Origin of the sequence: Paraflavitalea devenefica (genome assembly GCF_011759375.1) — a bacterium.
Taxonomy (GTDB): Bacteria; Bacteroidota; Bacteroidia; order Chitinophagales; family Chitinophagaceae; genus Paraflavitalea; species Paraflavitalea devenefica.
The window spans coordinates 2,388,513-2,402,128 of sequence record NZ_JAARML010000001.1 but is presented as its reverse complement, the minus strand read 5'-3'; the positions used below and the strand labels follow the sequence as shown (position 1 = coordinate 2,402,128).

Sequence of the window (13,616 nt, the reverse complement as noted above, 5' to 3'; positions counted from 1 at the left end):
GGTTTTTAGTATTGTCCTTTCTTTTGTGATGACCTGTTCTCTTTGATGGTCATGATACCCCGCTCTGTTTCTTTTTTTACACGGACCAATGCGCCTTCATTGTCATATTCATAGAAAGCAGCGAAATTGTTTTCGTCCATTTCGGCCATCAGCCGCAGGGTTTTATCATCGTAGGCATACGTTTTTATGTGCCCGTCGTAGGGATGGATGCGGATATCATCGATATTGGTGGCTCCATTGGGTATGATCGACAGGTTGATGGGGCTGTATTCATTCAATCCGCTGAGTTCGATGACGCCTTCCACCAGGCTCCATTTTTCTACATAGGCTTTCCTTTTAAGGGTTACCGGGCTGGCGCCGCTTACTGATACGGTGATGCCTGGGGGCGTGGTCATCAGCGGCTGGTTCTGCTCTTTTACCCAGGCGCTGAAGATGTATTTCTTTCCGGATATGGGTTCGAAACCAACCGGGAACAGCCCTGCCATGGGAATGATGGTATATTCTCCCCTATTGTTAATAACAGTATAGGGACGCGCCTTTGATTCCTGGTTGTGCACGATGGTAGAAAAGATGATGCCGGAGGAAGGAAGCGCCAGTGAATAGTTTCCTGAATGCGCCACTGTGGATGTGACAAAGGAAACCAAATCACCTGCAGCTACCGGTTTCCAGACAGGTACATCACAGGTTTCTGTGCTGCTACTGGTACAATTATTATTGAAGTTGAGGTCTTCAAAACTTTCAAAACAAATTTCCCTGTTCCTGGCATTGGATGCTACAGCACCCGGCAATTGGCCTTTGAACACAAAGCCGGCAGCACTGTACCGCCCGAGGGCATCTTTGTTCTCCAACTCCTGCCCATATTTATCATAGAGCGTGATGGTATTAGCGGTTACCCATTCTTTCAGGTTGCTGTTAGGCGTCCAGTTTGTTGTACCGGAACCTGTATACCAGAAGGGCTTGAACCAGGTCAGTGAGCCGCTGTTCCTAACGTCTACTCCCTTTTTCTTTTCATTGAAGATGTTGTTGTCTGTACGGTTAACCTGGAGCACTTTGCTTTCGGCAGGACGCCAGTTGCCACGGAAACCTTTGACATAGGGATTCACTGCCCGGTCTATGGCAATTTTACCACAACCTTCGCAGGCATCGTAGGGGCCTGTGCCTGAAGGACAGGTGAAGCGCGGCGTACCGTTAGGTCCATCCATATGCCTGAACATCTGTACTTTTTTCCCGAGCAGGTCACGGGCCGTAGAAAAGATAATGTCATTATCGGGCACCACAACATTAGGGACAATCAGTTCGGCATACGTTTTATTATATATCTCAAATCCTACTGAGGCTCCACCATGTTCATTAACAAAAGTGAGCCTGATCCTGCGCTTTCCCTGCGGCAAATAGTAGGGCCTGACATGCCAATTCTCATAGCTCGAAGCGTTAGCGGAACCAAGGGAATGCTGCCATTGCTGGCCATCGATATCGATATACATTTTGTTATCGCCGGCATAACCGATAAAATATTCTTTGGCCTCAGGTATATCCACACAAAACTCAACAGCTATCCATTCATTGGTGCCTGGATTTGCCTTATCGGCAGCACAAAGCCAAATACCTGACCGTAGGAGACGGCCGCATAGGTTGTTAGCGCAGTCATCGGGATTCGGGGTATTTTCAGTTCGTCCACAAACCTGCATTGTAGACAAGGTAGTTGTTGAGGACTGTTTTGCATTCACGTTCATGGCAGCCACTCGCTCGCTACCACCGCAACCGCTACAATCTCCACCCCAGAAGCTGGACTTCCGCACAACAAAGCCACTGGTAGGGGAACTATAGATCGCAGCTCCCTCCTTACCGTAAGTCCCGCCCGGGGTAGCGCTGCCTGCACAAAGGGTGAAGCATTCAGATGTATTTTCTATAGGGGGAATCTCGCATATACCGTCCTCATTCAACTGGTAACCCTCCGGGCAGGTGGGGCAGGTTGGACGCATTCCCCAATTGTCATCGAACTGAACGGCAGAAGCAGTGAGCACTTTCCAGGCAGTGAGTGTTTCATTTTTGGAGAATACTATGTATTTTTTATTGGTGGCAGGATCCACATTTTCAGAGATGGGATTGCGCATACACACCATGCTGGCAGCCGGTGGCAGCAGGGCGTTGCGGTAACCCGACCGGATTATTTTTGCCTCCTTACCGGAAAAGCTTACCAGTACTTTACCGGACCAATCCACGAGCTTTTTTGTTTTCGGAGACGAACTGTTATCGGGGGCGGTCTCGATCACCCAATAGCGTTCGCGCGCGGGATTACTTTCCACACAAATCAACTCATCACCCGCCTGTAAGAACTGATCATAAGGGGCATTGATCTTTCCATCGGTTCCGGTAGTAAGGGATGGGATCACTGTTCCCAGTGTTCTGTAGGCTCCCCCCATGCCGGGATGCATCCAATAAGCAGGGAAGTTGACGGTGTATACCGGGTCTTTGAATTCGTTCCAGGTCCTGGTTACCAGCACTTCTCCGGTAAGACCGTCATAGGCTACGTTCTCCGTGGTAATAGAAGAACCATTCTCCGTTTTTACCACCTTATCCAATATGCCGTAGTATTGGATAACTTTCATGGTACAGGCCGACCGGAAAAGTTTGTAATCGTCATTGACCTTATAAGGGAAGTGGGGCCAGGCGCCGACGCCAATAAATATGTAAATGAGATCGCTTCCAATCTGTACTGTTTCTCCAATGGAGCTGGTTTCCTGCTGCCGCATATCGGTGAATACTTCAATTTCACGGCCGATAATTTTGTTTTCCTCCACCTGTCCTTGTTCATTGACTATGTTTACCAGGTTCCTGAGTTTCATTTCGCCTGCATTCAGCGGCTCTGTATTGTAATGGTAAACAATGGAAGATATTTCTTCTTCTGTCTGATTGTATACGCGCACCGCTTTGGGTTTTCCATGCATGTCGTTGAGCTCAATGGTATATCCCTGGGAAAAGGTGAGTTCATGTACCGTGCTTCCTCCGAAGAAGGAATACCATCCGGCAGGCCCACGCTGGTTCATTTTATTGGATAAAGCCTTTGTGATTACCGGAAACTCCCTGGCTGTATAGAATTCATTCACCACATAGCCGGTTTTCCGCGCGGGATCGGCCACGCCGTTCTCATCCAGGTCACGTACCGTTACTTTACTGTAGCCTACTGAAGGAGCAGGGAAAAAAGATTCGCCGAATGGTTCTTCGAGGTTAAAGAAGTTATTAATCGCCCCCCGGATGTTCTGGATGTATGGAACCGGCAGTCGCAGGGGATTTTCGTCGCTTCCCACAGCAGGTTCATAGCTGGCCACGCCTGAGCTGACGGTCTGCCCGTTGACAGTGGTGGTATAATTATATTCCTGTCCATAGGTACGTACCAGGCTGTTATTTCCCGGGTTGCCCGACATGGTGGCCCAGTTGTCGGAAATCATAATCTTTTTTACACGGGCGCCACCACCTTTTTTCGATGGAGTGGTGATGGCCATGCGCACCATGCTTTTATTCAGGTTAACGTTATTGGCAAACCCTTCGTCGGAGGCGCGTTCATAGAAGCTTCTCCTTAATTCATCGAGTGTTTTGGCGGCGTTGATAATGGCGGTTATTGCCGCCTTTAATGCCTTGCCGGCATCACCTGCCTTTACCCTGTTCTTATAGCCCGGGTAACTATACCGCGGGTATTCGAGACGCATCCGTTGCCAGGCGGCATGGATGATGGGATTCATTGTTTCCCCGCCTTCGGTGATGGTTTCAAAAAGAACATTCAAGGTGTTGGAGCCGGCTGCTGTCACTTCTTTCACTTTCGCATAACAGGGAATGAAGTCATAGTATGTTTCATTGTTGGGCTGGTCTTTGGCATCGAGACCGCCTACGTTGACAAAGAATTTTGTGTAGAGGTATTCAGACCCATTGAGGAAATCATCCATGAATTTTTGCTTGTTGCCATTATAAGCGGAAGCATTGCTGACCGACAATTTTATGCCTTCTGCCTCCCGCAGGGTAGCAGCGTTATCGCCTCCCTGTTTGATCAATGCCAGTGGCTTTTGCATTATCATGGCCTTTTTGTTCTGGACATAGTAGTAGTCGTCGGATTCGTAGGAAACGTTTATTTCTCCTCCTGTTGGCAACTGAATTTTGGACAACTGCCATATACCAGCCCATTGGTTTGCATCGGCAGTGTTCTGTGTAGCATAAGGGAATTCATCATTGCGCAGGTCGGGATAGTTATTAGCAGCATTCGCCTGCCTGGATTTATAGGTGCCCCACCGGTCGGTGAGCAGGAAGCCATAATCGACCGATCCGCCGGTACCGGAAGTGCCTTCATTGTTGTAGGAAAAGGCATACCGGTGGTTACTTCCTTTGGGAGAGTTGCCGTATTGAAAATACACTTCTTTTAAAGTCAGTTTTCCTTTTTGAGGAGTTGCCGCATCGGGGTTGAAGTTGGGCAACTGCTGACACAGCAGGTATTCATAGTTTAGTTTAACGACTTTAATAGGACGGGTGAGATCGGCCTTTGAATAGAGGCGGATCTCGCGCAGGGCTTTTTGTTTAACGCCACCGGGAGTTGTTGCATTCCAGCTTGTTACTCCCATGGCGTCATGCCTGTCTTCCGTGATAAAGTAGGCAATTTTAGTTTTGGTTTCGATGGAGTGCAGGTACCATAGTTCTTTGGCGCCGTGCACAAAGCTGGCTTTGTCATCATCGGGATCGGCCATCATGCTTTTGTTGATGGTAGCTTTATTGACTGCACCATTACCAAAGGGAGTACGCCATTGGTAGAGGGTTTCGAGCATGGAATAGTTGAATTTGATCGCAGTGCCCTGGTCGTCGTCTGTAATGCCATTGCCTGTTACATCTACATAATCGGGAGACAGAATGCCGGAGAGCAGGAAGCTGCTGGCATAACCGGGCTGTTTATCAACATGCAGGTAATTGTCACTTTCACCTTCTGTATCCTGTTTTGGTTTATCGCCATTGCTGACAACTTTCACGAGGTTATTGTCTATATCACCCTGAGCGGTATTTTGTTCATAGGTTTGTGAGCCTTTTTTACCCAGTGCATAAGAATATTCATGCTGGTAAGCATTGTAAGTGGGAATACCATATACACTCCGGCTACCTGCTTCATCTGTTACCGTAAGTTCGGAGATGTGTGATTTATCGCGATAGGGATTCAGCGGCAATAAACTACTGTACTCCCGGTAGAGGAATTTGTTGGTTACCGGAGAACAGGTGGTTGGCTGAAAAGGAACGTTGGGATCGTAGGTAATGGGATCGTAGTATTTTATTATTTTATCCAGGCCTGAGCGATGTGCTTCCGAGGCGGTGAGGTAAGAGATAACAGTTCGTTTTTTCTCTTTCTGATCTTTGATAATAGAACCATCTATTGTTACCAGTTGTGATCCTTTCCGCCACTTATTGTTCGCCGTTTTGCCGGTAATGTCTACTGTTATGGGCTCTGTACCCTCCAAACGCTTCACCATTTGTTCATCTTCCTGCGTTTTCTCGCCTACCTGTTTAAAGAAAGCATGTTCGGCCTGTGGATCGGCTGAAAGCGCGTCCTGAAAGTCGGCTTTCGGCAGGAAGTTATTCTGATCCCTCCATTTGCTGGTGGTATTGGTTACATTCTGGTTGTACAAGGTAACGCCCCCGTGAGCTATTCCACCCAAACCGGCATCAAATCCAACGGATTGGGATTCGTCCTCATCAGCCGCTTCGTTATCGAATAATATGCCGGTGCCCCCTCTATATAATCTAAACTGGCCCGATCCGTTCTGGCTGGTGTAGGAAAAGAGGTCGGGGGTAGCCACGGGTATGGCCAGGTTGGGAATTTCGGGTATGATGGCATTTTCTTTTTCCCTGACAAAATCCATGAGGGCCTCTGCCCTTTTTTTACCTCTTTCGGCGTAGAGGAAACCAAAAGCCGGATTCCTCATTTTTTGTGATTTCACTTCGCGCACAGTTCTGTAACCGGTGCCTCCCCCTCCTGCGAAGATGAGCCAACCGGCGCCTCCGATGTCGAAACTAAAGGACCCATTATAGGATTTATAAGGTATTTGCACTTTGGGCTGAACGGGATCGGTGTTATAGAAGATGGTAGCACCGGCCACATCATAGGTATTGGAACTATGGGACTTTTTACTTTTTCCTGAAAAGGTGATCCCGAGTGAAAGGTCTTTCAATCCTCCGCGGGTATTGTACCCGAGGGAAGCAGAAAGTCCCGGTGAAATGGTTGTGTTGTCTGACACTTTCTGATTATACGCGAGGGAAAGCGAGGGTGAAACATCTACTCCACTGGCAGTACTGGATGTAATACCCAGGCCCATGCCGGCAGTGAGCAAGCCACTTCCCGCAAAGGTGTAGGATATTCCCGCGTTGGCGCCCAGTTCAGCGCCGATGCCTGTATAATTATCGCTGAATACACCAAGCGATAAAGAACCGCCAACATTCAATCCTTTTGGCATGCCCGCCAGTTCTATTTTGCCCGTCAACCTTCCGCCAATGGTTACTTTTGGTTTTGTATAATGTTCTGTTTCATAGGCGGACCCACTGAGGTCATCGGGTATGCCTCTCAACTGCCTGGTGATGGCGCCTACGTTGAGGCCCCACCCGAGGCCCACCCAACTGGCTTCGTCGTCCATGCCTGCCCCGGACTGGTAGGAGAGATTGATGGGATAGCCATCAATATCCAATACAGGAAGGTTATAATTGAAATCACCTGTAAACATATCAACCATATCGGATACGCCGGCTGGCTGAAATAAACTGGATTCCGGCTGTGCAGGCCCGGAAGTAAGTGCCAACGCTGTTACAGGAAGAAGGGTTTGAGCAACCAGGATAGTGAACAGGAAGGCAGCGATCCCTTTACGGTATTTTGTACTATGGGTCATGGTATTAGCTGTGTAAAAGTTCTATTTCATTAATTTTGGTACGGTCGAAAACGAAACTCATCCTGGTATTGGTAAAGAGCCTGTCGTTGAATATGATCTCGAGTGTTGTACCAGGTTTCCAATCTTTTTTAGCAAATACGAGCAGGTATTCAAAATGTGTGTGGCTACCGGTGATCACCGGTTGTACGGATACCGGATAGATTTTCTGATCACTACCCTCCCCCACAAAAAGAGAGTCCAATCCATAATACAGGGATGTTTTATCGCCCGACAGGGAACCATTGCCGGAAGGGCATTGTACCTGCAACCTGAAATGATAGTAGCCTGAATCCAAGGAGGTCTCTTTATCCCCCGGTAAAACGGTTGCCGGCATGTAAGCCAGTTGAAGGGAAAAGTTATTAACCTGCTGCTGAGCCATCAATGCTTTTTGATGCGCCTGAAAGTATTGTACAGCTTGTTTCCTGGAATCATCCTTACAGGCTATTAGGAATACTGTGCTGACGATAGCCGCCACTATTAGTTTCATAATGGTGTTTTATAGGTGAACCGCATTTTTTTCGTTGTTCCATTGACCAGGTGTACCGTGAGGATGTAATGGAACCCATCTACAAAAGCGCTGTTTTCTGCCAGATCGATGGTAATGTTGTTATTGCCCTGCTGCAATTTGATGGCAGGCAGGCGCTTGAACACCTGATCGGGTTTATTGAGGCAGAAGATGGAATATTTCAATGTTTGTTTTTCATAGGCATTGTGTAGGGAAAAATGCAGTTTGCCATTAGCGATATAAAAGTTGCCTTTGGCCAGGTCATCAATATCGCGGAACCCTTCGGTCTTTTCCACCACCGGGGTATCATTGCATTTAACGGTGAATTCCCATGTTTCAGAACGATTGAGTATTACGCCTTCCCTGTATACCGTGACCTGCCAGGAGTAGGATTTGCCTTCTTCCAGTGATTTTGCCGCCGCAGGATATATTAGTATGGGGGATGTAATGTTTGACTGATTGATAAGCGGAAGGTTATAGACCAGGGCTTCCTGGATAGCCTGTCCCGGTTTCATTTCTGCAAGGGTTAGCCGGTATCGCGCCCCTGGAATAGCAGGCATGGAGGGCTGCCAGGTAAAGGTGGGGCGTTTATCGCAGGTTTGTTCTTTCAGGAAGGGTTCTATCAGGAAGAGCGGTGTTAGCGGCTCAACGAGGTAATCAAAACATTGCTCACCCAGCAATTCCCTGATGCCTGATTTGTCGGCCCGGTATAGCTGAAAGCAGTATTCGTATTCTCCTTCGGGAAAGGAGCTGCTTTGTTTTACCAGGCGGGCCAGGTTATTATTGGCAAACCGTATGATAGCCGAAGATGCCGCATTCCTGCTTATTGCATTGGCGCCCGGCAGGAGCAGAAAAGAGCCTGTGGTGACCGAGATTATTTTACCTGCCTTTTTTTCTGACACGGAAATTTCCACGAGTGAGATGATCGGCTGCTGATACTGGCTGTTTAGTTTTACCCAAAGCAGTCCATCAGCAGTACGCCCCTGGAGCTCCGGTACAAACTGAAAAGTTACCTGGCCTGCAGCCATTAGTGAAAGACAGGTAAAGAATGTTACAAGTACTTTCCTCATATAATACGCATCATTTAATCAGGTAATGAACAGACAATTCTCCCCGGAAATTCCCATAGAGGTATGGATTAACGGGCGTTACGAGGTCCTTTCGCCAGTCAATGTATAATCCTACTATGCAATTTTTAAAGAAGATAGTGTTAATGGACTGACGGGTACCAATTTGCCGGGCAGCCATTTTGTTATCCAGCCAGGTGAGGGATGAGTTGACCATCACGGTTTTCAGCAGGTTATACCCTATGCCCAGCTCACCGTTCAACTGATCGCCTATAAGTTTATTTTCTGTTAGTTCCTTGTTGTAAAATATACTGGCTGTTGCCTGTAGTTTTTGTAATGGAACGGTTGTTACCCATTGCAACAGCAGCAGGTTGCTGTTGCCACTATGCTGCATGAGTATGTTATCAAATTGCTGGAAGCCCAAAGAAACGATGGACCGCTGCGAGATGCCTGCTATATCACCGCTCAACTGGCCATCGGCAGCAATTTTCCGGCTCACGTACATTTTTTGTTTTCCGGCCGGCGTTTTCCGCACGAGCTGGTATTGGTTGAGCCGGGCTCCCAGTGTTATGTTCCGGGTAAAGCGGTAGCGGGCCTGCAGGTTGAGCTGAAGGTTTTTCCATCGCTGCTCACCATCGGCTGAATAGTTGTAGTTGCGATTGGCCATCTGCACCTGTACAAATCCTTTTCTTTTTTCCACGTATTTGCGGAGTTGCAGGTCATATTGCAATGATCCCCTGGAAGCAGATGGATTACCAGGGTTGTTGTACCCAAATCCTGCATAGGCAATGTGCGCATTGTGTGAAAGGTTTATTTTATCCCAATCATCCTGGTAACGCACGCCCACGGAAAGGGTTTGCAGCAGGTCATCGGCATAGCTATACAGCGCGCTCTTATGTTCCATCGCCTGGTCGGGGCTAATACTGCCTGTATTCCTGAACTGGGTAGCCGATTTTGAAAGTTCCGCTTCCACTGTACCACTCTTTCTTACTTTTATGGTTTTTGAAATGGTACCTACAAACATGTTACGGGCCATAGCCTGGGCCTGGTAATGAAGGGTATTGGGTGAAAAGGTATTGCCATTCATTACCGTGATCCTGGTGCTGTTGTTTCCCGTGACACCCTTTCCAAACTGTGCATACTGCATGGAAACCGCCGGACTGAAAAGCGAGTTTTGCAAACCGGCATCTTTCAGGAAGCCGGCGTCTTTGATCTTTCCAAATCCACCGGAAAGAAGATTGTTCTTTTTCAGGGCTTCCATCTGCAAACCGCCGGAGAGTAACGCTGTTACTGTACGCTCGCTCATGTTAGCGCCGAAAGTGCCGGCATTGAGGGCGGTGATGTCTTTAAAGAAACGCTGGAACCCATTCTGGGGCAAGAGGTTTTCAGCAGCCTCTTTGATGGTAGCCGGCTGCTGCCACTTTTTTAAGGTTTGTGCATTGGCCGATTGTTGTAACCTGGTAATGTCATTGGCATTGAGACCACTGGCGGATAGTTTGCTTTTAGCTTCGCCGACTTTTGCTACCATCTGTTCCAGCGAAGCCAGGTGACCAGCCCTGTTGTTTATGAGTTGCTGAAGGGAGTCCTTCTGCGCCGGCAACATTGCTTTACCCTGTTTAGTAATGACTTCTTCGTAAGCAGCCAACTGATCGCGGAGAGGCTGTATTTGCGCTGCAGGCATTATTTTCTCTTTTACCTGGTCCATGTCCAGCTTCAGCAATTCGTCATAGGATATTTTACTTAGCAGCATGGCTTTAGGGTCTGCTAATAAAGATGACTTAAGACCTACTACCTGTGTGGAAAGTTCCTGTTCAAAATGCTTTTTTACATAAGAAAGCATATCGATATCATTGAGCAGGTATTTTTCCAGGTCATAGTATTTATCCAGTTTTTTCTTTACGCCCTGCCTGAATGCGTCTTTATCAAAAGAAAGTTTCAGGAGGTTATTATAACGTAAGGGAAGAGCGCCATCGGACAGGTTGGAGAACTCAATATGGAAGGGAATGTCCATGATGCGCAGGTCATCGGCCACCTGCCATTGATGGATCCATGGAGAAGGGGCCGCGGTGGCATTGTCTCTTATTACACTGTACCGGGCGCCGTTAAAATCATTGCCGACCAGGTTATCAAAAGACGGAATGTGAAATGCTTCTTTTCCTTTGATCGCATAGAAGCCCTTTAATTTTTTCCCGATAAATTGTTGTAATGATCCGGAATCGCCGGCAGCCGAAAAGCTTTTGACAATTTTGTTGAGACGTTCTTTTCCAAAGTTATTTCCTACGTAATGCATGAATTCGCCCATTACCGAATCTTTCATGCCGGCAAATGGTGATCTGCCCAAGGTAGTGTGCATGATATCCGTTAATGCGGAATCATAGGTACCCGGTTGCTTTAGAAAAGGCGTCCGTTTATTGATTGACTCAACTATGTTATTGTATTTGTGCAGCTCTATTTCAGAAAGTGCTTCATTAAGCATTTTTTTAGCAGGCATCTCAGGTTTCAATTTACCAGGCAAGGTATCTTGCCTGGTATCCGATGACTGAGCCGATGCTACAGGTCCACATAAAGACAATACTGCTGTAAAGGCAAGTGACCACAAAGGGGTAGCCTGCCGTAAAAACATGATTTTACAAGGCATAGGAATGCTTTCTTTCTGATAATAAAATCAAGCAATCGTGGGAGCTATGAGGAATGTATGGTTACAGCTCCCTTAAGGGGGTACGGAAGTATATCACACTCAGGCGTGATACAAATGTGTATCCGGAAGAAGTACAATAAAAGAATGGTAAAGATGCCGGAACGAAAGCGGCTTATCCGGAAGCCTTTTTAAAGGGTGAGTGGTCAACATAAGCAAAGTTGGGTTTATATGGGAACGATATTGATGTGTGTACGGAATCAACAAATCTTCAGTTATAAAAATATACAAATCCTCCTATCATCTGCAAGCAATTTATTAAGTGTGCAGCTTTGACCGGTAAGTGTGCAGTTTTGGCCGGTAAGTGTGCAGGGTGGTTATAAAAAATGAGGGCGTAGGTAAAACCTACGCCCAGTAAAGAATGTGAGAATATGTTTAACAGATTACCAGCTACCACTGGCTCCACCGCCACCGCCGCTTCCGCCGCCGAAACCGCCGAAGCCTCCACCGCCACCGCCGGACCAGCCACCGCCGCCTCCGCCGCCACCTCTGCCTCCACCACCGAGCAGGCTGCCGATGATGAAAGGCGTCAATACATCGCCATAACCTCTGCGGCTCATGTAACCACCGCCTCCACCGCCGCCACGGCCCCTGCCGGCAAAGATGGCAATGATGATGATGATGACTATGAACCCGATGATGTTGCCAATACCACCACTGCCTTTTGATTTACGCTTTCCATATCCCTCCGGCGCCTTGTACTCTCCCTTCGCAGCCTGTATGAGCGATTGTGCGGCCTTGTCGAGCCCCTGATAGTAATCGCCGGAGCGAAAGTTGGGCGCTATGTCATTGCGGATGATCTGGTTGGCTGTGATATCGGGTATAGCACCTTCGAGCCCATAACCTGTTTCTATGCGGATCTGCCTGTCGTCAATAGCCGCCAGTATGAGTACACCATTATTGGTTTTCTTGTTACCGATACCCCAGCCACGAAGGATTGACAACGCCGTTTCTTCAATAGGCCGGCCATCGAGTGTTTTGACCAGTACTACTGCAATCTGCGTAGAGGTGCTATCGTCGTAAGCCACGAGCTTACGCTCCAGTTGCTGCTCACTATCCGGCGAGAGCACGTTCGCATAGTCATTAACAAGCTTTGTGGGCTTATTTTTTATGATTTCATCAATGTTCTGCCCCCAGGTTGTTATGGATAACAGTACAAAGAATATGGCGACCAGTCTTTTCATGTATAAATCCTATTCAGTAATTAATGTCCGAATATGATGTCATCCGGCAATTCATTTTTGTCTGTTTCCCGGTTGAAAGGAAAGTGATGCTGCAGCGCAGCGCCTACATCTGTAACGACCTGCACTACTGCATCGGCATAATGATTTTGCACAAAGTGCTTTTTCATTGCCTGCACTTCCTTGTTCCAGAATTCATTGCCTACTTTTTCATGGATGCCCTGATCGGCAAAGACTGCAAACTGGTGGTCGCGCACTGCCACGTATACAAGTACCGCGTTATGGTCCTTTGTATAGTCCATTTTGAGCGACCAGAAGAGTTCTGCCGCCCTGTCGAGCGGGTCTACATACCGGCAGCGGCTTTCTATGTATACCCGGATTTCGCCACTGGTGGCCAGTTCTGCGTCCTGGATTGCTTTGATGACCTGCTTTTTCTCGTCTGCTGAAAAGAAATCGCTTTTTCGGGAGAATGGGAAAAATGCCATGAATGTTGTTGCGCTTGATTTAGAATTTTACTTCCGGCGCTCTTTCGGCACCCGGATCTGCTTTGAAGCCATCACGCACCCTGAACCCAAACATACCTGCAAAGAGGTTGTTGGGGAATTTGCGGACGGTGGAGTTGTATCCCTGCACGGATGTATTGAAATCATTCCGGGAAACTTTGATCCGGTTCTCTGTTCCTTCCAGTTGTTTTTGCAGGTCCAGGAAGTTCTGGTTGGCTTTGAGCTCAGGATATCTTTCAACGGTGACGAGCAAGCGGCTCAGCGCTCCGCTCAGTTCGCCTTGCGCCTGTTGGAACTGCGCTATTTTTTCCGGTGTAAGTTCACCTGCATTGATATTAACAGCCGTAGCTTTTGAACGGGCTTCCATCACTTTGGTGAGCGTTTCCTGCTCAAAGTTAGCAGCACCCTTCACTGTATTTACCAGGTTGGGGATGAGGTCAGCCCGGCGCTGATAGTCACTTTGTACATTGCCCCATTTTGCTTTTACGTCTTCATCAAGATTAACCATGTTGTTATAGCCATTGCAACCACAACCGCCCAGGATGAGGATGAATACGCCAATAACGATCAGAACGAGATAACGCGACTTCATTTGTATAAGATTTGATTACGTATTAAAATTAACACTTTTGCTATAGAGCCCGTGTAAATTTTATTGTTGAATTTAATGTTTTTGTTGTGCCAATCAATGGGTTATGCATACCAACGCCCCACGGCACGA

At 47.6% G+C, this 13,616-nt stretch carries 7 protein-coding genes; all 7 read right to left on the bottom strand.

Features of this window, described 5'->3' with window-relative positions; translation table 11 throughout:
• Nucleotides 1-5: 5 nt before the first annotated feature.
• Nucleotides 6-6,905 (bottom strand): hypothetical protein, encoded by a 6,900-nt coding sequence (locus HB364_RS09645; RefSeq protein WP_167287674.1) that lies wholly within the window; start codon nucleotides 6,903-6,905, stop codon nucleotides 6-8.
• 4 nt (nucleotides 6,906-6,909) lie between these two features.
• Entirely contained in the window at nucleotides 6,910-7,431 is a 522-nt protein-coding gene (locus HB364_RS09640) for a hypothetical protein (protein ID WP_167287673.1), read from the bottom strand.
• Nucleotides 7,428-8,519: a DUF973 family protein gene (locus HB364_RS09635; protein ID WP_167287672.1), complete on the bottom strand. Its 1,092-nt coding sequence runs from the start codon at nucleotides 8,517-8,519 to the stop codon at nucleotides 7,428-7,430. Before HB364_RS09635 ends, HB364_RS09640 begins: the two co-directional genes overlap by 4 nt.
• A 10-nt stretch (nucleotides 8,520-8,529) precedes the next feature.
• Nucleotides 8,530-10,869 (bottom strand): hypothetical protein, encoded by a 2,340-nt coding sequence (locus HB364_RS09630; RefSeq protein WP_167287671.1) that lies wholly within the window; start codon nucleotides 10,867-10,869, stop codon nucleotides 8,530-8,532.
• Nucleotides 10,870-11,594: 725 nt separating this feature from the next.
• Nucleotides 11,595-12,395, bottom strand: a complete 801-nt coding sequence (locus tag HB364_RS09625; protein ID WP_167287670.1) for a TPM domain-containing protein — start codon at nucleotides 12,393-12,395, stop codon at nucleotides 11,595-11,597.
• A gap of 20 nt (nucleotides 12,396-12,415) precedes the next feature.
• Complete coding sequence (locus HB364_RS09620; RefSeq protein WP_167287669.1) at nucleotides 12,416-12,877, bottom strand: TPM domain-containing protein; 462 nt, start codon at nucleotides 12,875-12,877, stop codon at nucleotides 12,416-12,418.
• Between the two features lie 19 nt (nucleotides 12,878-12,896).
• Nucleotides 12,897-13,487 carry a LemA family protein gene (locus HB364_RS09615; protein WP_167287668.1) on the bottom strand — a complete coding sequence of 197 codons (591 nt, stop codon included), beginning with the start codon at nucleotides 13,485-13,487 and terminating at the stop codon, nucleotides 12,897-12,899.
• Nucleotides 13,488-13,616 lie beyond the last annotated feature (129 nt).

Coding starts and splice junctions, on each gene's coding strand:
- HB364_RS09645 (WP_167287674.1), bottom strand. CDS start 6,905: ATGACCCATAGTACAAAATACCGTAAAGGGATCGCTGCCTTCCTGTTC.
- HB364_RS09625 (WP_167287670.1), bottom strand. CDS start 12,395: ATGAAAAGACTGGTCGCCATATTCTTTGTACTGTTATCCATAACAACC.
- HB364_RS09635 (WP_167287672.1), bottom strand. CDS start 8,519: ATGAGGAAAGTACTTGTAACATTCTTTACCTGTCTTTCACTAATGGCT.
- HB364_RS09620 (WP_167287669.1), bottom strand. CDS start 12,877: ATGGCATTTTTCCCATTCTCCCGAAAAAGCGATTTCTTTTCAGCAGAC.
- HB364_RS09615 (WP_167287668.1), bottom strand. CDS start 13,487: ATGAAGTCGCGTTATCTCGTTCTGATCGTTATTGGCGTATTCATCCTC.
- HB364_RS09640 (WP_167287673.1), bottom strand. CDS start 7,431: ATGAAACTAATAGTGGCGGCTATCGTCAGCACAGTATTCCTAATAGCC.
- HB364_RS09630 (WP_167287671.1), bottom strand. CDS start 10,869: ATGCACACTACCTTGGGCAGATCACCATTTGCCGGCATGAAAGATTCG.